16 protein-coding genes and 3 pseudogenes are annotated in these 21052 nt (G+C 65.0%); 2 read left to right on the top strand and 17 right to left on the bottom strand.

Features of this window, described 5'->3' with window-relative positions; genetic code table 11:
* Nucleotides 1-72: 72 nt before the first annotated feature.
* The 9 genes from EET03_RS07260 to ctaD form a co-directional block, all read right to left on the bottom strand.
* Nucleotides 73-1569: a hydrogenase large subunit gene (locus EET03_RS07260; protein WP_425271504.1), complete on the bottom strand. Its 1497-nt coding sequence runs from the start codon at nucleotides 1567-1569 to the stop codon at nucleotides 73-75.
* Entirely contained in the window at nucleotides 1566-3032 is a 1467-nt protein-coding gene (locus EET03_RS07255) for a proton-conducting transporter transmembrane domain-containing protein (RefSeq protein WP_099194038.1), read from the bottom strand. Before EET03_RS07255 ends, EET03_RS07260 begins: the two co-directional genes overlap by 4 nt.
* A complete protein-coding gene (locus EET03_RS07250; RefSeq protein ID WP_075542412.1) occupies nucleotides 3032-3691 on the bottom strand; it encodes a hypothetical protein in 660 nt (219 codons plus the stop codon). Before EET03_RS07250 ends, EET03_RS07255 begins: the two co-directional genes overlap by 1 nt.
* A 4-nt stretch (nucleotides 3692-3695) precedes the next feature.
* Nucleotides 3696-4655, bottom strand: coding sequence for a respiratory chain complex I subunit 1 family protein (locus tag EET03_RS07245; protein ID WP_075542413.1), 960 nt, complete (start codon nucleotides 4653-4655; stop codon nucleotides 3696-3698).
* Nucleotides 4652-6628 carry a proton-conducting transporter transmembrane domain-containing protein gene (locus EET03_RS07240; protein WP_075542414.1) on the bottom strand — a complete coding sequence of 659 codons (1977 nt, stop codon included), beginning with the start codon at nucleotides 6626-6628 and terminating at the stop codon, nucleotides 4652-4654. The genes EET03_RS07245 and EET03_RS07240 overlap by 4 nt, the downstream gene beginning before the upstream one ends.
* Nucleotides 6625-7104 carry an NADH-quinone oxidoreductase subunit B family protein gene (locus tag EET03_RS07235; protein ID WP_063472965.1) on the bottom strand — a complete coding sequence of 160 codons (480 nt, stop codon included), beginning with the start codon at nucleotides 7102-7104 and terminating at the stop codon, nucleotides 6625-6627. Before EET03_RS07235 ends, EET03_RS07240 begins: the two co-directional genes overlap by 4 nt.
* An 8-nt stretch (nucleotides 7105-7112) precedes the next feature.
* Nucleotides 7113-7460, bottom strand: coding sequence for an ArsR/SmtB family transcription factor (locus EET03_RS07230; RefSeq protein WP_036406710.1), 348 nt, complete (start codon nucleotides 7458-7460; stop codon nucleotides 7113-7115).
* A gap of 183 nt (nucleotides 7461-7643) precedes the next feature.
* The gene (gene serB, locus EET03_RS07225) at nucleotides 7644-8879 is read right to left on the bottom strand and encodes a phosphoserine phosphatase SerB (RefSeq protein ID WP_075542415.1); all 1236 of its coding nucleotides are present in this window, start codon (nucleotides 8877-8879) and stop codon (nucleotides 7644-7646) included.
* A gap of 25 nt (nucleotides 8880-8904) precedes the next feature.
* Nucleotides 8905-10650 (bottom strand): aa3-type cytochrome oxidase subunit I, encoded by a 1746-nt coding sequence (gene ctaD / locus EET03_RS07220; RefSeq protein ID WP_063472973.1) that lies wholly within the window; start codon nucleotides 10648-10650, stop codon nucleotides 8905-8907.
* A 179-nt stretch (nucleotides 10651-10829) separates the two neighbouring features.
* Between ctaD and EET03_RS07215 the strand changes: the two genes are divergently transcribed.
* Nucleotides 10830-11924 carry an iron-siderophore ABC transporter substrate-binding protein gene (locus EET03_RS07215; RefSeq protein WP_425271503.1) on the top strand — a complete coding sequence of 365 codons (1095 nt, stop codon included), beginning with the start codon at nucleotides 10830-10832 and terminating at the stop codon, nucleotides 11922-11924.
* A gap of 100 nt (nucleotides 11925-12024) precedes the next feature.
* A complete protein-coding gene (locus tag EET03_RS07210) occupies nucleotides 12025-13065 on the top strand; it encodes an NAD(P)-dependent alcohol dehydrogenase (RefSeq protein ID WP_075542417.1) in 1041 nt (346 codons plus the stop codon).
* On the opposite strand, the gene EET03_RS07205 is transcribed toward EET03_RS07210, so the two are convergent.
* From EET03_RS07205 to nrdI, 8 genes and pseudogenes are all read right to left on the bottom strand, one after another.
* The gene (locus tag EET03_RS07205) at nucleotides 13054-13446 is read right to left on the bottom strand and encodes a DUF3349 domain-containing protein (protein WP_075542418.1); all 393 of its coding nucleotides are present in this window, start codon (nucleotides 13444-13446) and stop codon (nucleotides 13054-13056) included. The two genes, EET03_RS07210 and EET03_RS07205, sit on opposite strands and share 12 nt — an antisense overlap.
* A gap of 93 nt (nucleotides 13447-13539) precedes the next feature.
* Nucleotides 13540-14502: a class 1b ribonucleoside-diphosphate reductase subunit beta gene (nrdF, locus tag EET03_RS07200; RefSeq protein ID WP_075542419.1), complete on the bottom strand. Its 963-nt coding sequence runs from the start codon at nucleotides 14500-14502 to the stop codon at nucleotides 13540-13542.
* Between the two features lie 142 nt (nucleotides 14503-14644).
* The gene (locus EET03_RS07195) at nucleotides 14645-16210 is read right to left on the bottom strand and encodes a flavin-containing monooxygenase (protein WP_075542420.1); all 1566 of its coding nucleotides are present in this window, start codon (nucleotides 16208-16210) and stop codon (nucleotides 14645-14647) included.
* A 121-nt stretch (nucleotides 16211-16331) separates the two neighbouring features.
* Nucleotides 16332-17072, bottom strand: coding sequence for a TetR/AcrR family transcriptional regulator (locus EET03_RS07190; RefSeq protein WP_063469156.1), 741 nt, complete (start codon nucleotides 17070-17072; stop codon nucleotides 16332-16334).
* A gap of 117 nt (nucleotides 17073-17189) precedes the next feature.
* A pseudogene (nrdE, locus tag EET03_RS32650) lies at nucleotides 17190-18806 on the bottom strand (class 1b ribonucleoside-diphosphate reductase subunit alpha); the annotation flags it as partial.
* A 24-nt stretch (nucleotides 18807-18830) separates the two neighbouring features.
* A pseudogene (locus EET03_RS32645) lies at nucleotides 18831-20051 on the bottom strand (LAGLIDADG family homing endonuclease); the annotation flags it as partial.
* A pseudogene (locus EET03_RS32640) lies at nucleotides 20040-20609 on the bottom strand (ribonucleotide reductase N-terminal alpha domain-containing protein); the annotation flags it as partial. The pseudogenes EET03_RS32645 and EET03_RS32640, both read right to left, overlap by 12 nt.
* Complete coding sequence (nrdI, locus tag EET03_RS07180) at nucleotides 20579-21031, bottom strand: class Ib ribonucleoside-diphosphate reductase assembly flavoprotein NrdI (protein WP_075542422.1); 453 nt, start codon at nucleotides 21029-21031, stop codon at nucleotides 20579-20581. The pseudogene EET03_RS32640 and the gene nrdI, both read right to left, overlap by 31 nt.
* Between the last annotated feature and the right edge of the window lie 21 nt (nucleotides 21032-21052).

Genomic DNA, 21052 nt, shown 5'->3' with positions numbered 1-21052 from the left:
CGTATCGAAATCGCTGATTTCATGCGATTCTATGTCTGCTCGGCCAGTCTGCTCGGCCAGTCTGCTCGGCAGCTAGAGATCGTTGCCCGCATAGGACAGGTTGAAGCTCTTGTTGGCAAGCGGAAAGTCCGGGACGATCGTGTCGGCCATGGCGACCGGCAACGCCGGCCAGTTGAACCACGAAGGGTCGACGATCTTGCATCGGGTGATGCGGCCCGCCTCGTCGACTTCCACCCGGTGTACGACCGTGCCGCGCCAGCCTTCGACGATGCCCACCCCGGAGTTGCCGACTGTCGCCGTCAGCGGCGGCAGTGCGCCAGCGCAATCTAAGGGGCCGCGGTGATCCTCGATCAGCGTGCAGGCCAGCGCGACCGATGCGGCGAATTCGTCACGCCGAATTGTGTAGCGGGCCAGTACGTCACCGCCGCTGCCGGGTACCGCGGTGACCGGCAGTGTGGTGGTCGGGTGATCGAGGCGCGAATCGGTGACGATGCCGCTGGCCCGAGCGACATACCCGAGACAACCGACGGCATGCGCGTCGTCACGCGTCAGCACAGCGGTATCGGCAAACCGGTCATAGACCACCGTGTTGCGCAGTGTCAGGTCGCTGATTTCGGCGACCTCGTGTGCCAGCGCACGCAATTCGTCAGGTTCGGGAAGCTCTTGCAGCACCACGCCGCCGGGCCGGATCGCGCCACGCAGCAGGCGATGTCCGGTGACCCGCCGGTTGATCCGCAGCAGCCGTTCGCGAACGCGCTGGGCATGGGCGTTGGCCAGGGCAAAGCCGACGTCGTTGGCCAGCGCACCCAGATCGGTGGCGTGATTGTAGAGCCGTTCCAGCTCGACCAGCAGGGCCCGCAGCCGGTGCACCGGCTCGGGCGCGGTCAATCCCAATGCCTCCTCGACGGCCAGGCTGTACGCCAGGGAATGGGCAGCCGCGCTGTCACCGCTGATCCGCTCGGCAAGTTCGACCGAGCCCATGGCGCCGAGCGCGGTTCGTCCCTCGAAGAGTTTCTCGATACCGCGGTGCACGAACCACAATCGAGCCTTGAGCCGCAACACCGATTCGCCGATGACGGAGAACCGGAAATGCCCCGGCTCGATCAGGCCGGCGTGCACCGGCCCGACCGGTATTTCGTAGACGCCCGGCCCGTCGACGGTCAGGAACGGGAACCGGCCGGCGTTCGGAAACGGCGGCGGCTGACCGGCGTTACGGCGCATCGGATACCACTGCTGGGGCCAATGCCCATGCCGCACCAGCCGCCGCGGTTGCGGATGTCCTTGCGGCACAACCCCGTACAGGTCCATCATCTCCCGCTCGAAGCGACCAGCGGGGATCGACAGATGCCCCAGGGACGGAACCGACGGAGTTGCCGCGGCGGTGGTCAAGGTTAGCTCCACGCGGCGGTCCGGCTGTCCCGCCAGCAGCAGGTAGACGATCCTCAGGATGTCGCCGTCGTCATGCGCGGCCACCAGGGCCAGACGATAGCCGGCCGCCAGCAACTCGCTCACCGCCCGGGTGAGTTCGTCACCGGATACCTTTCGCCGCACCATGTTTCGCTCCATCAACCCGCCCCGAACTGGCCGGCGGCCGAATTGAACAACCCGGCGAGCGGGCCCGCCGTAACACCCAGCGCGACCGATGCCATGACGCCGGTCGCCAGTGCGGCCGCCACCGTGGCGGGCACGGCGATCCGCGGAGCTCCGGCGCTCGGCACCCCGAGCAGGATCCGCTGCGCGTTGCCCGCCAAAGCGGCGAAAGCCACCACCATCAACACCAGCGCGACGCCGAGCACCCAGGAAAGCCCGGCTTTGGCGAGCGATCGAGCGATCGACACCTCGCTGGCGAACATGGCGAAAGGCGGCAACCCAAGCAAGACGATGACGCCGACGGCGAACGACCACCCGACCAACCGGGACCGCGACAGCACCGCAGTGATGTCGCCGATCACCGTCGAGTCGTGCGCGGCCTGTAACTGCCCCCCGGCCAAGAACAGCACCGTCTTGCCGATGCCGTGCGCAAGCACATGCAGCAGCAAAGCCGCGATCGCCAGTTTGGTGCCCGCGGCCGCCGCGATCGCGATCAGCCCCATGTTCTCCATCGACGAGTATGCCAGCATACGCTTGAGATCCGTTGTGACAGTGAGCAATAACGCTGCGATAAGAACTGTCGCCAGGCCGGCCGTCAGGAGTCCGGAGCGCAGGAAGCCCGGCCCCACCGCCGCGTCGATGATCGGCCGCAGCCGGATCAGCACCGAAAAGGCCACCGAGAGCAACACTCCACTCATCAGCGCCGACACCGGTGCCGGCGCCTGGCTGTGCGCGTCGGCCAGCCATCCGTGAAACGGAACTAGCCCGGCTTTGGCGCCATATCCGATCAGCAGCAGCCCGCCGGCCAGCCGGGTAACGGCCGGGTCTAGGTGGCCGGCGTGCGCCGTCAAGACATTGAGATCCAGCGCCGTCGCGCCGACGGCGCCGGCGTGCCGGGCGGCGAAATACAACAGGACGGTACCGAGAAACGCCACCGCGATACCGACCGAGCAGATCATCACGTACTTCCAGGTGGCCTCCAAGGCGGTGCGGGTACGACGGTGTCCGACCAGGAAGGCCGTGATCACGGTGGTGGCTTCCACCGCAACCCAGATCACGCCAATGTTGTTGGCGCACACGGCGACCGCCATCGCCGACAGGAACGCCGGCGTCAGCGCACCGTACCGCCGCGCGTCACGGAGGTCGGTGTGACCGTGTTGGAGTTCTGAGTCGAGGTATCCGATGCTTGCCCAGGTGGCCAAGGTGCCGACCACGCCGATGACGATGAGCATGGTCACCGACAGCGCATCGACGCGCAACATCCCGGCCAGCATGACACGCGGTCGGGCTGCCGTCTGAACACCAAGCGCCACACCCGAGGCGAGCACGGCCACCGCGGACAACACGGTCAGTGTTGCCGTCCACCGGCGCCAACCGCCGGCCATCGCGACGACGGCCGCGATCAGCGGCGCGAGTATCGGCACCAGCATCACCACAGTCATCAGTCTCGCAATCCCTGCAGCCGGTCCAGATCGGTGCCGCCGAACATCCGGCGCAGTCGTCCGGTCAACACGCCGAGCACGATCAACGCGAACAGCACATCCAACGAGGCGCCCAATTCGACGATCAGCGGCACCCCGGCGGTCAGCAAAAATGTCGTAGCCGCAATCCCGTTGTCCAGCATGAGAAATCCCGCGGCCTGCGAGATGGCGTGGCGTCGGGTCACCATCACGAACAAGGCGATCAGCACCACCGTCAGGCCTGCCGGGGCGGCGCTGACCGCCGCACTGGAGTCCAGTGCCACCACCGGTCGAGCGACTGCCAGCGCGACCACCGTCAGGCCCGCCGCGATCAGTAGCGACGCCGTGGTGTTGATCAGCGGCGTCGCCTCGCGCGGCGCATCGTCGGCGCCGAGCGCGTGGGCCAGCAGCGCCGGCAGCACCGCCCCGCGCAACACGAGCAGCGCGACTCCGACCCCGACCAGCTCCCAGTCATGGGAGTGGCCGCCGACGATGATCGGAATCGCTGCCAGGGCGACGCCCTGGGCCGCCAGCAGCCGCACGATGGAGCGCAGGTCACGCCGCCATACGATCAGCACCGCGGTCAGTATCAGCCCACCCGGCGCGAGGTCCAGCAGGCCCGCATAGTTGAGGTCGGTCACGCCGTCACGCCTGGGCCGTAAAGAAGTTGGCCGATGTCACGGCCAACAGGGCCAACAGGAACGAGCCGGCGAGCAGTTCCGGCACCCGGAATAGTCGTAGCTTGGCGATGAAGACCTCCGCGCCGGCCAGGACGACCGCGGCCACGGCGACCTTGATGCCGACCGCCGCGACGCCTATCCCCACGCCGATCAAGCTCGGCCTGTCACCCGCGATTCCCCACGGGAAAAAGAGGTTGGCCAGCAGGGCCAGCAGCACGGTGAGTCGCATGCCGCTGGCCCACTCCACCAGCGCAAGCTTTGGTCCCGCGTATTCGAGCACCATCGCCTCGTGCACCATGGTCAGTTCCAGGTGGGTGGCGGGATTGTCCACCGGCAGGCGTCCGGTTTCGGCGATGACGACGATCACCAGGGCCACGAACGCCAGAATTCCCGCCAGCGACACCACTTCCGCGGGATTCTCGAGGCTAAACGCGACGATGGCGCCGAGGTTGGCCGACCCGGCAGGGATGGACAGCGCGAAGACGGCAAGCAGAATGGTCGGTTCCACCAGGGCCGCGATGGTGATCTCCCGGCTGGCGCCCATACCGCCGAACGAGGTACCGGTGTCGATTCCCGCCAACGTCAATGCGACGGTGCCGAGGAACAACAGGCCCACGACCACGAACAGATCAGCGACCGAGTCCAGCGGCGAGCCGGTCGCGGCCAGCGGCGCAATCGCAGCTATCAGCAATGTGGTGGCCGCGACCACCACCGGTGCCGCCGCGAACACCAGCGTGGTGCCGTCCGGGGTGACCTGCTGCTTGCGCAACTGCTTGCGCAGATCCCGCCAGGGCTGCAAAACACCTGCACCGCAACGCCCCTCGGATCGGGCCCGGACTTGCCGCATCAATCCCACGACCAGTGGTGCGCCGGTCATGACCGCACCGATCTGCGCTGCGCCGGCAACCGCGGAAAGAGCATTCATCGCGCAACCGCCAAGACGATCAGGACTCCGAGCGCTCCGTAGCCGAGGTAGAGGTGCACGCTTCCGTTGTGCGCGCACCGGACGGCTTGCGCCAACCATGCGACGGTCCGCAAGACCGGCGCGTAGACGTGATCCTCGATGGCATCGGACAACTCGGCACGGTAGGCGATCTTTTCCACGTGATAGCGGGTGTGCTCCAGGTGAGTCACCTCGATGCCGGTGTCGGGCCGCAACACGTCGTCGAAGACCCGCTGCAGTGGTTGGGCGAACGACGTCGCCGTGTACTCCATGCGCGAGCTGAGTTCGTCTGCGCCGCAGGCCCATAACGGCGACCTCACGGAGTCCGGGCGGTGACGCGACCCCCAGCGGGCCAGGGCCAGCACAATCAGGACGGCGACGGCCAGGGCCACGGCCAGCAGGCCCGGCGCGATCGAGCCGTCAATACCCGGCAACCGCAGCATCGGACCCAGGCCGGTCAGATCGGCGTGCCGGGATGCGGGCAGAGTGTCGAGCACCGACTGCAGGGTGTCGGCGATGACGAACGGCACCACGGCAACCAACACACAGCCGACCGCGGCGACTGCCATGCCGACGAGCATGCTGGGCGCCGCCTCGCGCGCGCGAGCCGCAACCTCCGAACGCGGCCGCGCCAAGAATCCGGTGCCGAACGCCTTCACCATCGCGGCCACACCCAAACCGGTGGTCAGCGCCACCGCGCCGACGCCCAGCGGAGTCACCAGCCCCACAAGGGTGTTGTGCTCGGGCCGTGCGTGGATCAGCGACTGCACCAGCAGCCATTCACTGACGAACCCGGCGCCCAGCGGCAGCCCCGAGGCACCCAACGCGGCGATGCCGAAAAAGACTGTGGTGTAAGGCATTTTCCGAGCCAGACCGCCCAGCTCGTCGAGGTCGCGCAGTCCAGTTGTCAGCAGCACCGACCCGGCCGCCAAGAACCCGAGACTCTTGAATGCGGCGTGGGCGATCAGGTGCAACAGCGCCGCCGTCATCGCGATCACGGCCGCCGCGGCGGCCCCGGCCGCCGACAACAGCGTGGCCGCGCCGAGCGCAAGGGTGACCAGCCCCATGTTTTCGATCGTCGAAAACCCAAGCAGCCGTTTGAGATCGGCGGCCACCGAGGCCTGCAGCACCCCGTACAACGCGGTGACAGCACCGACCGCCAGCAGGGCCACGCCCCACCACCTCGGGCCTGGCCCCAGGAGTTGCAAATCGACTCGGATCAGACCGTAGATGCCAAGGTTGACCATGGCGGCGCTCATCAATGCCGATGCGGGAGTGGGCGCTTCCGGGTGCGCTCTCGGCAGCCAGGCATGCAGCGGCAGCAGGCCGGCTTTGGAGCCGAAACCCAACAGCGTCAGCACAAACACGGCCATGCGCACACCGTCCGGAATCCCGGCCATATCGGCGAACCGGTCCGTCCCGGCCGCTGCCGCCAGCAGCATCAAGGCCAGCAGGATCGCGGCGAAGCCCAGTTGGGTCATCACCGCGTAATACTGTGCGGCGGAACGGACTTCGCTACGACGGTGATCGGTGGCCAGCAGGACGAGTGAACTGAGCGCCATCAACTCCCACGCCAAGAGGAAGGTGGTCACCGAACCCGCGGCCGGAACGAACAGCATCGCACCGACGAACACCGGCAGGGTCGTGAGCGCGACGGCGCCCACCTGTTCCCGCCGCGCGTATCCGATGCTGTAAATGCCGACGACGACGGCTACCGCACCGGTCAGCGCCATGAAGAATGCGCCCAACCGGCTCACATGCAGGTCGACGCCGATCATCGGCACCAACCAGTCGAACCGTGCTCGTGGCAGCGCACCGAACACGCCGGTGAGCCCCAACGCAATTCCCGACACGCCGAGGCCGGTCGTTACGGCGCCCGCGGTGAAGGCACCTATGGTGTTGCGGTGCACCGTAACCGAGTGTTCGGGTGGCGCGTCCGCGAAAGTGGCGGTCACCTGCGCGTCACCGACCGCAGGGCCGAGACCACCTGGTCGGGCGAGGGTGGACATCCCGGGATCTCGACGTCGACCGGGATGACCTCACCGACCGCACCGACCACGCCATACGCGTCGCCGAACACACCGCGGTTGAGCGCGCAGTCACCGCAGGCGATGACCAGGCGTGGCGCCGGCGTCGCCGCCAGGGTGTTCCGCAGCGGCTGGGCCATATTCCGCGTCACTACCCCGGTGACGATCAGCGCATCGGCATGGCGCGGCGAAGCCACCAACCGGGCGCCGAACCGCTCGGCGTCATAGACCGGTCCGAATGCCCCGGAGATTTCGACCTCGCAGCCGTTGCACGAGCCCGCGTCGACATGGCGCACCTGCAGGGAACCGCGCACCCCGGCTGGTGGGCCGACGGTCGGCTCAGGCGCCGGTCCCGCGTTTTCGGCCACTCGGCCGAGTCGCATGATTCTGCCGATCCAACCCATGCCCGGACCTACTGCCGGTCCGCCGCCGGGCCGCCTGCTCGCAGGTCTTCGAGCATTGCCACTTGGCCGCTGAGCATTCCGGTCAACACCCGGCGGGCCACGGCCATCAGTTCAGCGATCAGCGGTGAGGTGATCGAGTAGATGACCGTGTTGCCGTCCTTGCGTGCCGTCACCACCCCCGTCCGGCGCAGCACGCCCAGCTGCTGAGACAGGTTGGACGACTCTAGACCCACTTCGAGCAACAGCTCTGCCACGGTGTGGTCGCGTTCGGAAAGCAGTTCCAAAATCCTGACCCGGGCCGGGTGTCCCAGCGTCTTGAAGAACTCGGCCTTCAGCTTGTATAGCGGCTCCGACACCTGGCCTCGACTAAAAGTTCTGTAATTCAGATATCTGTCAATTTAACAATTGAAAACTTTATCATCTGTTGGACCGCGTCGCTCGCCAGGCGCTCACTTATGGGGTGGCCCTGCCCGGCGAGCAGACGCGGAATCGTATCGAAATCGTTGATTTCGAGCGATTCCGCGTCTGCTCGGCAGCACCTAATCCGGCGGGATCTCGACGCGGCGCAGCACACCGTCGAGCGCGTCGGCGGCTTCGATCTCACCGCGGGTCACGCCCAGCAGAAACAGCACCGTGTCGAGGTAGGGGTGGCTCAACGAGGCGTCGGCGAACTCCCGCAGCGCCGGCTTGGCGTTGAACGCAATGCCCAGCCCGGCGGCGGCCAGCATGTCGATGTCGTTGGCGCCGTCGCCGACGGCGACGGTCTGCTCCATCGGCACACCGAACTGCTCGGCGAAGTCGCGAAGTGCCGTGGCCTTGCCCGGCCGATCGACGATGGGGCCGACCACCCGGCCGGTGAGTATCCCGTCGACGATTTCCAGCTCGTTGGCCGCCATGAAGTCCAGGTTCAGCTCCCTGGCCAGTGGCTCGATGATCCGCCGGAAGCCGCCGGAGACCACGCCACAGCGAAAACCCAGCCGCTGCAACGTGCGCAGCGTGGTCCGCGCACCGGGCATCAGCTGCAGCTGCGCGCCGACGTCGTCGATCACCGACGCCGGCAATCCTGCCAACGTGGCCACCCGCTGGTGCAGCGACTGCGCGAAATCCAACTCACCGCGCATGGCGGCCTCGGTGATCGCCGCCACCGCTCCCTCGGCACCTGCGCGGGCCGCCAGCATCTCGATGGCCTCGCCCTGGACCAGCGTGGAATCGACGTCGAAAACGATGAGCCGCTTGGTGCGCCAGGCCAGCCCGTAGTCCTCGACCGCCACGTCAACACTCTCTTCGGCGGCCACCTGCGTCAGGGCACTCTGCAGCGGGCCATAGGCTCCGGGCGGCACCGAGACCCGCAACTCCAGCCCGGTGACCGGATAGTCGGAGATGCCGCGGATGAAGTCGATGTTGACGCCCAGTGCGGCCACTTCCCGGGCCACCGCGCCGAACGCGCCGGCGGTAACCGGGCGGCCGAGCACGAAGATCACGTGGGTCGACGGTTCCCGGATGATCGGCACGTCGTCGCTGCGCTCGACCGTCACATCCAGGCCTACCCGGTGAATGGCGGCTTCGACGTCGCCGCGCAACGCGGTATTGTCGGCGACTTCCGGTGCGCAGGAAACCAGCACACCCAGAGTGAGCCGGCCGCGGATCACCACCTGTTCGACGTTGAGCAGCTCAACACCGTGTTTGGCCAGTACCTCGAAGAGCGCAGATGTCACACCGGGCTGATCGTGGCCCGTAACCGTGATCAGCACCGACACTTTGGGCGATGTGGTCACCCGTCGCGGTCGCCGGTGCCGCGCATCAGGTACGGACGCTCACGTCGTCTGCTCTGGTGACGTCGCCGTCCTCCGGGCCGTGGGCGCGTCCGACATGGGCTTCGGCACGAAGCCGTTCCACCATGTGCGGGTAGTGCAACTCGAACGCCGGACGCTCCGAGCGGATACGGGGCAGCTCGGTGAAGTTGTGCCGCGGCGGCGGGCAGCTGGTGGCCCACTCCAGCGAGTTGCCATATCCCCAGGGGTCGTCGACGGTGACGACCTCGCCGTACCGCCAGCTCTTGAAGACGTTCCAGACGAACGGGAACATCGACGCGCCCAGGATGAAAGCCCCGATCGTCGAAACGACGTTCAGGCTGGTGAAGCCGTCGGTGGACAGGTAATCGGCGTAACGGCGCGGCATGCCCATGTCACCGAGCCAGTGCTGCACCAGGAATGTGGTGTGGAACCCGATGAACGTCAACCAGAAGTGCATCTTGCCCAGCCGCTCGTCGAGCAGCCGCCCGGTCATCTTCGGGAACCAGAAGTAGATGCCGGCGAAGGTGGAGAACACGATGGTGCCGAACAGCACGTAGTGGAAGTGCGCGACCACGAAATAGGTGTCGCTGACGTGGAAGTCCAGCGGCGGGCTGGCCAGCAGCACTCCCGTCAGACCGCCGGCCAGGAAGGTGACCACGAAGCCGACGGAGAACAGCATCGGCGTCTCGAAGGTCAGCTGCCCCTTCCACATGGTGCCGATCCAGTTGAAGAACTTGATCCCGGTAGGCACCGCGATCAGATACGTCATGAAGGAGAAGAACGGCAGCAGCACCGCGCCGGTGACGAACATGTGATGCGCCCACACCGCCACCGACAACCCGGCGATCGACAGCGTCGCGTAGACCAGTGTGGTGTAGCCGAAGACCGGCTTGCGGGAAAACACCGGGAAGATCTCGGTCACGATCCCGAAGAACGGCAGCGCGATGATGTACACCTCGGGGTGGCCGAAGAACCAGAACAGGTGCTGCCACAACATGACTCCGCCGTTGGCCGCGTCGTAGACGTGCGCCCCCAGGTGACGATCGGCGGCCAGCCCGAACAGCGCCGCGGTGAGCAGCGGGAACACGATCAGCACCAAGATGGACGTCACCAGGATGTTCCAGGTGAAGATCGGCATCCGAAACATCGTCATCCCCGGTGCGCGCATGCAGACCACCGTGGTGATCATGTTGACCGCACCCAGGATGGTGCCCAGACCGGCTACCCCCAAGCCCAGGATCCACAGGTCGCCGCCGGCACCGGGTGAGTGGACAGCGTCACTCAACGGGGTGTAGGCAGTCCAGCCGAAGTCGGCCGCCCCGCCGGGTGTGATGAATCCGGCCATCGCGATCGTGGCGCCGAACACGAACAACCAGAACGACAGGGCGTTCAGCCGCGGGAATGCCACGTCGGGCGCGCCGATCTGCAGCGGCAGCACCAGGTTGGCGAAGCCGAACACGATCGGCGTGGCATAGAACAGCAGCATGATCGTGCCGTGCATGGTGAACAGCTGGTTGAATTGCTCGTTGGACAGGAACTGCAGACCGGGCACCGCCAACTCGGTACGCATCAGCAGCGCCAGCAGACCGCCGATGAAGAAGAAGACGAAGCACGCGACGCAGTACATGATGCCGATCAACTTGTGATCGGTGGTGGTGACCAGCTTGTAGACCAGGTTCCCCTTGGGGCCGGTGCGAGCCGGATATGGACGGATGGCCTCGAGTTGTCCCAAGGGCGGCGCTTCGGCAGTCAACTGCTCCTCCAAGAATCCCGGCGCGGATAGGGTCTTAATACCTCACTTTGACAGGAATCTTAGCCCGCCACCACGCTGCGGGCAGGCCTGGTCCTACAAACTGTCGTAATCGGTGTCCGGGTGCATCGGAGGCGCTTGGGCAGACCCTTCCCGACTGGCCGGGTGTTAACGTCGGACGCGTGCAAATCGGCGGGGTGCGAGGCGGTCTGGCCGCTGCGTCATTGGCGGCGCTGGTTGCGACGTGCACCGGTTGCGGCGCCGATCAGCCCCCCACCACGGCGACGCGATCGATGGTCACACCCACGACCCAGATCGCGGGCGCCGGGGTGCTGGGAAATGCTCGAAAACCCGACGAATCGTGTGCGCGGGAGGCGGCCGCGGCCGATCCCGGGCCGCCGACCCGGCAAGCCCACAGCGCTGCCGGCGTGAACCCGGACGTGGCCCAGGTTCCCGCCGAGCCGCAGCGCATCGTGGTGCTCTCCGGCGACCAGCTCGACGCGCTGTGTGCGCTGGGACTGCAGTCCCGGGTGGTCGGTGCCGCGTTGCCGGACGGCTCCTCGAGCCAGCCGTCCTATTTGGGCAAGACGGTGCACGATCTGCCCGGGGTGGGTACCCGCAATTCCCCGGATCTGCGAGCCATCGCCGCGGCCCGGCCGGACCTGATTTTGGGCTCGGTGGCGGTGACGCCGAACTTGTACCCGCAGCTGGCGGCTATCGCCCCGACCGTGTTCACGGCGGCGCCGGGCGCCGCCTGGGAGGACAACCTGCGCGGCGTCGGGGCTGCCACGGCCCGCAGCGCCGCGGTGGAGGCGCTGCTCAGTGCGTTCACCCAGCGGGCCCGGGAGGTCGGGGCCAAGCATGACGCGACCCACTTCCAGGCGTCGATTGTCCAGCTGACCGCCACCACGATGCGGGTATACGGCGCCCGCAACTTTCCGGCCAGCGTGCTGAGCGCGGTCGGAGTGGACCGGCCGGCAGCGCAACGGTTCACCGACAAGGCATACATCGAGATCGGCGCCACCGATGCCGACCTGGCCAGGGGGACGGACTTCTCCGCTGCCGACGCCGACATCGTCTACGTCTCGTGTGCGTCGCCGAAGGCCACCGAACGTGCGTGGACCATCCTCGATAGTGACTCCTGGCGCAAGCTGTCCGCCAATCGCGACAACCGGGTCTTCGTCGTCAACGACGAGATATGGCAGACGGGCGAGGGCCTGGTGGCCGCCCGTGGCATCGTCGACGACCTGCGCTGGATCAACGCCCCGATCAACTGAAGCTGCTCATCCACTGGACGTGATCGCCGTCACCTGGCCCGAAAACCTTACCTTAGCTAAGCTTTTTACAGCCCCTGCTAGACCCGCATAAGGATGTCGTATGAGCACTGTTTCCGCATATGCCGCCTTCTCGGCGACCGAACCGCTGACCAAGACCACGATCGACCGTCGGGAACCAGGCCCGCACGACGTGGTGATCGACATCAAGTTCGCCGGTATCTGCCACTCCGACATCCACACCGTCAAGGCCGAGTGGGGCCAGCCGAATTACCCGGTGGTTCCCGGGCATGAGATCGCCGGCGTGGTGACCGAGGTGGGCTCCGAGGTGTCCAAATACCAGGTGGGCGACCGCGTCGGCGTCGGCTGCATGGTCGACTCCTGCGGCCAGTGCAGCAGCTGCCTGGCCGGCCTCGAGCAGTATTGCAAACCCGGGGCAACCTTCACCTACAACTCGATCGGCAAGGACGGCCGGTCCACACAGGGCGGCTACAGCGAGGCGATCGTCGTCGACGAAAACTTCGTGGTGCGCATCCCCGATGCGCTGCCGCTGGACGCAGCAGCGCCGCTGCTGTGCGCGGGTATCACGCTGTATTCGCCGCTACGGCACTGGAACGCCGGCCGCGACACCCGGCTGGCCGTCATCGGCTTGGGCGGACTCGGCCATATGGGCGTCAAGCTGGGCGCCGCCATGGGCGCCGAGGTGACGGTGCTGTCGCAATCCCTGAAGAAGATGGAAGACGGGTTGCGGCTGGGCGCCGGACACTACTACGCCACTTCCGACCCCGACACCTTCCGAAGGTTGCGCGGCAGCTTCGACCTGATTCTGAACACCGTCTCGGCGAACTTGAACCTCGGCGACTACCTGAACCTGCTCGACGTCGACGGCACCATGGTCGAGCTGGGCATCCCCGAACACCCCATGCCGGTGCCGGCATTTGCGCTGGCGCTGATGCGGCGCAGCCTGTCCGGGTCGAACATCGGCGGGATCGCCGAGACCCAGGAGATGCTGAATTTCTGCGCCGAACACGGCGTCACGCCCGAGATCGAACTCATCGAACCGGATTACGTCAACGAAGCCTACGAGCGCGTGCTGGCCAGCGACGTCCGCTACCGCTTCGTCATCGACATCTCACGCCTGTGACGCAACCTCTTCCGCCGCCTGCGCGTCCTCATCCTCCGGAATAACCGGGCTTACCTCGATGCCGGCCAGCGGCCAGCCCGCAGCGGCGAGCCTGCCGGCTACCCGTTGAATGTTCTCCGGCCCGGCGTCGTGGTGCGTCACGCCGGAGATGAATTCGGCGATCTCGTCGCGGTTGATCACACCATCGGCTGTGGCCGGCGATCCGTCGGCGGTAATGTCGCGCACCACTTCCTTGACCTGCTCCTCGGTCAGCGGCGTGCTGCGCAGCAATGCCAGCAACGGCACCCGGTCGGGTCCCGGGACGCCGTTGGGGTAGCCGGTCTGCAGCCACCGGATGACCGAGCGCAGGAAATGGGGATGGGCACGCGAGGTTTTCGTCACCCAAACAGTGTCACGGCAGGTGTATCACCGCGCCACCGTCAGGTGGTGCCGTGCCGACAATTCATCCGCCGTTCACGGCCGGCACATGTCCGGCTAGAACTCCCAGTCCTCGTCCTCGGTGACGACGGCCTTGCCGATCACGTAGCTTGACCCCGAACCGGAGAAGAAGTCGTGGTTCTCGTCGGCGTTGGGTGACAGCGCCGACAGGATCGCCGGATTCACGTCGGTCTCGTCACGCGGGAACAGCGCCTCGTAACCCAGATTCATCAGCGCCTTGTTGGCGTTGTAGCGCAAGAATTTCTTGACGTCTTCGGTCAGCCCGACCTCGTCGTAGAGGTCCTGGGTGTATTCGACCTCGTTGTCGTAGAGCTCGAACAGCAGCTCATAGGTGTAGTCCTTGAGCTCGGTGCGCTTGGCCTCGTCGACCAATGCCAGACCGCGCTGGAACTTATAGCCGATGTAGTAGCCGTGGACGGCCTCGTCGCGGATGATCAGCCGGATCATGTCGGCGGTGTTGGTCAGCTTGGCTCGGCTCGACCAGTACATCGGCAAGTAGAAGCCCGAGTAGAACAGGAAGCTCTCCAACAGCGTGGAGGCCACCTTGCGCTTGAGCGGTTCGTCCCCGCGGTAGTACTGCAGCACGATCTCCGCTTTGCGCTGCAGGTTGGGGTTTTCCTCCGACCAGCGGAAGGCGTCGTCGATCTCGGCGGTCGAGCACAACGTGGAGAAGATCTGGCTGTAGCTCTTGGCGTGTACCGATTCCATGAACGCGATGTTGGTAAGCACCGCCTCCTCGTGGGGGGTCAGCGCGTCCGGGATCAGGCTGACCGCACCCACGGTGCCCTGGATGGTGTCCAGCATGGTCAGACCGGTAAAGACCCGCATGGTGAGCTGCTTCTCATTGGCGGTCAGCGTGCCCCAAGAAGGGATGTCATTGGACACCGGCACCTTCTCGGGCAGCCAGAAGTTTCCGGTCAGGCGATCCCAGACCTCGGCGTCCTTTTCGTCTTGCAGCCGGTTCCAGTTGATCGCTGAGACCCGGTCGATAACCTTCACTGTTGCCTCCCAGTACGGCCGCCCTACTCAGGCCTCAAACACTACCCCTGGGGTCCGACAAGCGGGCGCAACACAAAAGGTTGTGTTTGCGTGTCGCACGGCGTGCCGGCGTGATGGCCAGGTGCCGCGACCATCCGAGTAGCTATTTCGCCGCGGCGACAGTCTCCCGGTTCTCCGCCGAGCCGTTACCGACCCCGAAGAATTGGTATTCGTCGGTTTTGACCGAGCGGGTGGCCCGCCAATACTGCCAGGTGTAGCCGCCCCAGAGCACGGTGTTCTTGCCATGCTCGTCGAGATACCAGCTGCTGCAGCCGCCGCTGTTCCAGACCGAGCCGGCCAACTTGCGTTGCAGCTCGTCGTTGAAACGATCCTGGGCGGCGCGCGTGGGAGCCAGCGCCTGCGCGCCCAACTTGTCGCACTTGGCGATCGCGTCGGCGACGTAGTGGATCTGCGACTCGATCATGAACACCACGGAGTTGTGCCCCAGCCCGGTGTTGGGGCCGAGCAGGAAGAACAGGTTGGGCATCTCGGCCACGGTGATTCCGCGATGCGCCCCGATGCCCTCGCGGTTCCACCGGTCGACCAGATCCTCACCGTGGCGGCCCTTGATCTGCACGTAGGTGTAGGAGTCGGTGACGTGGAAGCCGGTGGCGTACACGATCACGTCGGCCGGGTGCTCAATGCCGTCGGCGGTGACGATCCCGTCGCGGGTGATCCGGGTGATGCGGTCGGTGATCAACGTGGTCTTGGGGTTCGCGACGGCCGGGTAATAGGTGGAGGAGTTGAGGATCCGCTTGCAGCCGATGCGATAGTGCGGGGTCAGCTTGCGGCGTAGCTCGCGGTCTTTCACCGAGCGGCGAATGTTGTATTTGGCGTAGGCCTCGATGAACCTCAGCGCGTTCGGACGCTTGGTCATGCCGAAGGCCAGCGCCTCCTGCGCCCAGTACAAACCCAGGCGCGCCAGCGCACGCAGCCCGGGAACGTTCTCCATAGCCTGGCGTAGCGCCGGCGGGATCTCGGGGTTGGAACGCGGCACCACCCACGGCGGAGTGCGTTGGTAGAGCTGAAGTTCGGCGACCTGGTCGACGATCTCCGGCACGATCTGGATCGCGCTGGCGCCGGTCCCGATGATGGCCACCCGCTTGCCGGTGAGGTCGACGCTGTGGTCCCACTCCGCGGAATGGAAAGCGGGGCCGGCGAATTCATGGCGCCCCTCGATGTCGGGGAAGGACGGGATGTGCAGCGCTCCGGCTCCCGAGATCAAGAACTGGGCAACATACTCGCGGCCGTCGGTGGTGAAGACGTGCCAGCGGTATTCCTCGTCGTCCCAGTAAGCGCGGTCGACCAAAGAATTGAACTCGATGTAGCGGCGCAGCCCGTACTTCTCGGTGACGCCCTTGAGGTAGTCCCAGATCTCGGGCTGGTAGGAGAACGGGTTCCTCCAGTCCGGCTTGGGCTCGAACGAAAACGAGTACAGGTGCGACGGGATGTCGCAGGCACAGCCGGGATAGCTGTTGTCGCGCCAGGTGCCCCCGACGTCGTCGGCCTTCTCCAAGATGATGAAGTCTCGGCCGGAGAAGCCCTGCTTCTGCAGCGCGATAGCCATGCCCAGACCGGAGAATCCGGTCCCGATGATGACGGCGCGGGTGTGCACCGGCGGCTGGTCGGACTGCGGCGCCGGGCCGGCTTCTGTGACGGCATTGGTCATGGTGGATCGGTCTTTCCTAGTGAGGCGAGCTTTGGGCCGCGCGGCCCAAGTACCCAGTACCCAGGGTATCGGTTAGAACGAGTGTTGACGATCCTTGCGGCGATGTCAACGCGGCCGGCACTCAGCTGACAGCGCGATTGCTGGGTACCGCGTCGTGGATCGGCTTTTCGGGGTCCATGGTGATACCCAGCGCCTCGGCGGTGCCGACGATGACGCCCATCATGATCGTGGTCAGATGCGCGACGAACTGCTCACGCGGCATCCGTCGCGGGCTGTCGGGCTCGGGACCCAGCCACCATTCGGTGGCCGAGGCGGCCGCTCCGAACGCGCTGTGCGCGGCGAGCTCGAGCGCCGCACGATTCAGATCCATCTCACGCAGTTCGTTGTTGAACAACTCGGCGAAGGTCAAAGTGATCTCCCGGCCTTCATTGAGCGTGCGCACCGTCGCCTCGGACTGCTTTGCGGAACGGCCCTGAATAAAGACCCGCAGCACATTGGGGTGCTTGTCGACGAGGATGACGTACTCCTCGACGCTGCGCCGGATGACCTCGCGGGCCGAGTCGGTGGCGAGGTTGATCGACGGGAAGATCGCCGCCCACAACATGTCGCGCAGCCGCTCCCCGATCGCGACGAACAGGTCGGACTTATCGGTGAAATGCCGGTAAATCTTGGGCTTGGCGGTGCCGGCTTCCTCGGCGATTTCCCGCACACTCAGCTCGGGCCCCAGGCGGTCGATGGCACGGAATGCCGCTTCGACGATTTCGTTGCGCACCTTCTTGCGGTGTTCGCGCCAGCGTTCACTGCGCGCGTCGACTTTGACCCCGGGCTTCACGCTGGGGTGGGGTCGGCTGATTCTCACCACGTCAAGCACCTTACCCCGTTGCGGCCGCTGACCTGGGCAGACTCCTCACCGAGTGTGTATCTGGCGACGCGACACCTTCCGGGTGGGCATCGCCGGATACACACTCGGCTTGCGCGCCTAGAGCATGCAGGACACGCACCCCTCCACTTCGGTTCCTTCCAGGGCCATCTGCCGCAGCCGGATGTAGTAGAGCGTCTTGATCCCCTTGCGCCAGGCGTAGATCTGCGCCTTGTTCACGTCACGGGTGGTGGCGGTGTCCATGAAGAACAACGTCAGCGAAAGCCCTTGATCCACATGCTGAGTGGCCGCGGCATAGGTGTCGATGATCTTCTCGTAGCCGATCTCGTAGGCGTCCTGGTAGTACTCCAGGTTGTCGTTGGTCATATACGGCGCCGGGTAGTAGACCCGGCCGATCTTGCCTTCCTTGCGGATCTCGACCTTGGACACAATCGGGTGGATCGACGACGTCGAGTGGTTGATGTAGGAAATCGACCCGGTGGGTGGCACCGCCTGCAGGTTCTGGTTGTAGATGCCGTGCGCCTGCACCGATTCCTTGAGCCGCCGCCAGTCGTCCTGAGTCGGGATGTGAATGTCGGCGTCGGCGAATAGCCGGCGCACCTTCTCGGTTTTCGGCTCCCAAATCTCCTCGGTGTACTTGTCGAAGAACTCCCCCGACGCGTATTTGGACCGCTCGAAACCCTTGAAGTGCGTGCCGCGTTCGATCGCGATCCGATTCGACGCGCGCAGCGCGTGGTAGAGCACCGTGTAGAAGTAGATGTTGGTGAAGTCGATGCCCTCCTCGGACCCGTAGAAGATGCGCTCACGCGCCAGGTAGCCGTGCAGGTTCATCTGACCCAACCCGATTGCGTGGGAGTCGTTGTTGCCCTGCTCAATTGAGGGCACCGACGTGATGTGGGTCTGGTCGCTCACCGCGGTCAGCGCTCGGATGGCCACCTCGATCGTCTGGGCGAAGTTCGGCGAATCCATCGTCTTGGCGATGTTCAGCGACCCCAGGTTGCACGAAATGTCTTTCCCCACTTTGACATACGACAAGTCCTCGTTGAAGTATGACGGCGTGGACACCTGCAGGATCTCCGAGCACAGGTTCGAGTGGGTGATCTTGCCGTCAATAGGATTAGCGCGATTGACGGTGTCCTCGAACATGATGTAGGGGTAGCCGGACTCGAACTGCAACTCGGCCAGCGTCTGGAAGAACTCCCGCGCCTTGATCTTGGTCTTGCGGATCCGCGGGTTGTCGACCATCTCGTAGTACTTCTCGGTGACCGAGATGTCGGCGAACGGCACCCCGTAGACCCGCTCGACGTCGTAGGGCGAGAACAGGTACATGTCGTCGTCGCGCTTGGCCAACTCGAAGGTGATGTCGGGGATCACCACGCCCAGGCTCAGCGTCTTGATGCGGATCTTCTCGTCGGCGTTTTCCCGCTTGGTGTCCAGGAAGCGGTAGATGTCGGGGTGATGGGCGTGCAGGTACACCGCGCCGGCACCCTGGCGCGCGCCCAGCTGGTTGGCATAAGAGAACGAATCCTCGAGCAGCTTCATGATCGGGATGACGCCCGAGCTTTGGTTCTCGATGTTCTTGATCGGCGCGCCGTGCTCGCGAATGTTGGTCAGCAGCAGCGCAACTCCGCCGCCGCGCTTGGACAGCTGCAGTGCGGAGTTGATCGATCGCCCGATCGACTCCATGTTGTCCTCGATGCGCAACAGAAAGCAATTGTGCACGACCGTGCCGCGAATCGTGTACGTGTGCGTCTCCTTGACGTGGAGGTTGTAGACCTTCGTCGGGGCTTCCCGCGTGCGCCGCAACTCACGGATCCCGTACACGTGCCGCCCATGCACAACCTGATAGGTCGTGCGCGTCGTCCCCTTCTGGCCGATATAGTTGTGCAGGTTCTTGCCGACGTCGAAGATGAACTCTTCGTTGGCGCCGGGCAGCCCGGGCACGAACACCTGTCCCGTCACGTTGCCTGCCCGGTTAACGTACTGGCGGATCCTGGAGACTATCCCGATTCGGCGCAAAAGAAGCTGCACCTGATCAATCAGTTCCGGGCCCAGGTCAAACTCCGGGCCAAGGTCGAGCACCATGCCGCCGCTGGTACTGCAGCCGTCGCCGCGGAACAGTCCGGCAAGCAATCCACGCTGAAACTCGTCATCGGCCGTTAAGACGTCGGGGGACAACCGCTTCGACCGATATCCCGTGCCCACCAAGGAGAGGAACAACGACGCAACGACCTTACTGTTGCAAATCATACGAACCGACTGGTCCGACACACTCTGGTGGATCGCGAGGTCCGCGGCAAACACGCGTTTGAAAGCCGCCGCCAACTCCTGCTGGTACTCGAGTTCGTGTGTGCCGATCGTAAAGTGGATGCCATTGGGCGTTCGGTCCGCGGGTCCCGATCGCTTGGAGATATGACCTTCGGCGAGGTACCAGCCGAGGACGAGGCCAAGATCGTACGACTCTTCGACGTAGCGATTCACCGATACGAAGCTCATATGGTGGCGCTGCTTGTCGCGGTGCTTGCGATCAGAGTTGACCTTACGTATGAGCCCATCGACCTCTTCGTATTCGCCCGCGCCGGCGTGCTCCATCAGGTCGTAGACCCGCCGCGCCCGTCCCTCCATTGGGGCTGCCGTCACGATGAAGTCCGAGGGACGAATGTCTTTGGCAGCCAACCACACGAAGCCGTTGAAGGGGTCCGCGCCGTCACCATCGATAAGTGTCTGCACATCGCGCGTGGTCCACACCAGGATTGGATGCTCGGGGGTGCACAGGATCGGTTCCCTGTGCCCGAAGTGTGAGATCGAAATGAGTGCTTGGTCATTGGGGTTCTCGACGACGGCTTCGACGGCGGCGAAGGACCCGTCGTGCGAGAGCACCCGGTCGCCCACCTGCAGAGTTTCGATTGCCTTAGGGCCGTCGGGGGTATCCACTGGGGTTCCGGCCGGGAAGCAACTCACCGGCTCACCGCGCTGTTTCTTGCCCGAGTTCAAAAACGTCGGGGTGGCCGGCTGGAAGCGGCCTTCGATGATCTCGTCGACCAGCTGCTCGGCCAGCGTGGTGTCACCGCCCGCCAACGTGAGCGAAACCATGACCACCCGGTCCTCGAAACGCTCCAGATACCGCCTCCCGTCGAAAGTCTTCAGGGTGTAGGACGTGTAGTACTTGAAGGCGCCCAAAAACGTCGGGAACCGGAACTTCTTGGCGTAGGCACGGTCCAGCAGCGACTTGACGAAGTTACGCGAGTACTGGTCGAGAACCTCACGCTCGTAATAGTTCTCGCGGATCAGGTAATCGAGCTTCTCGTCCTGGTTGTGGAAGAAGACGGTGTTCTGGTTGACGTGCTGCAGGAAGTACTGGCGCGCCGCGAGTACGTCCTTGTCGAACTGGATCTTGCCGTCCGCGTCGTACAAGTTCAGCATCGCGTTCAGCGCGTGATAATCCAGTTCCGCCTGGCCCCCCGAGAGGTGCGAGTGCGCGCCGGAGGTTACAGGCTCTGCAATGACGGTTGGTGACACGTCTGCTCCTTCCAAAATTCAGCCAGGCCCGCACGGACGGCGGCCACGTCGTCCTCGGTGCCCATCAATTCGAAGCGGTAAAGGTAGGGAACGTCGCATTTGCGCGCGACGACGTCACCGGCGTAGCCGAACTCCGGACCAAAGTTGGTGTTGCCGGCCGCGATGACCCCGCGCAGCAGCGCTCGATTGTGCTCGTTGTTCAAAAAGGCGATGACCTGCTTGGGGACATAGCCGCCGGCATTCAGTTTGGGTGCAACCCGGCCGCCGCCGTAGGTGGGCAGTATCAGTACGTAGGGCTCGTCGACCTCGATGCTGCCGTGCAGCGGTATCCGCGTGGCGGGCAGACCCAGCTTCTGCACGAAGCGGTGGGTGTTCTCCGACACGCTGGAGAAATAGACCAGGTTGCACGGCCTGATATCCATGGCACCGCTGTCTCCTTACCT

Origin of the sequence: Mycobacterium innocens, assembly GCF_900566055.1 — a bacterium.
In the GTDB taxonomy this organism is placed as follows: domain Bacteria; phylum Actinomycetota; class Actinomycetes; order Mycobacteriales; family Mycobacteriaceae; genus Mycobacterium; species Mycobacterium innocens.
The sequence above is the reverse complement of the archived record's forward strand: the minus strand, read 5'-3'. Positions and strand labels throughout refer to the sequence as shown.

What these genes read in the sequence shown, in the direction of transcription:
- EET03_RS07195 (WP_075542420.1), bottom strand. Translation starts at nt 16,210, where the DNA reads ATGACCAATGCCGTCACAGAAGCCGGCCCGGCGCCGCAGTCCGACCAG.
- nrdI (WP_075542422.1), bottom strand. Translation starts at nt 21,031, where the DNA reads ATGGATATCAGGCCGTGCAACCTGGTCTATTTCTCCAGCGTGTCGGAG.
- EET03_RS07235 (WP_063472965.1), bottom strand. Translation starts at nt 7,104, where the DNA reads ATGGGTTGGATCGGCAGAATCATGCGACTCGGCCGAGTGGCCGAAAAC.
- EET03_RS07210 (WP_075542417.1), top strand. Translation starts at nt 12,025, where the DNA reads ATGAGCACTGTTTCCGCATATGCCGCCTTCTCGGCGACCGAACCGCTG.
- EET03_RS07255 (WP_099194038.1), bottom strand. Translation starts at nt 3,032, where the DNA reads ATGACTGTGGTGATGCTGGTGCCGATACTCGCGCCGCTGATCGCGGCC.
- EET03_RS07245 (WP_075542413.1), bottom strand. Translation starts at nt 4,655, where the DNA reads ATGAATGCTCTTTCCGCGGTTGCCGGCGCAGCGCAGATCGGTGCGGTC.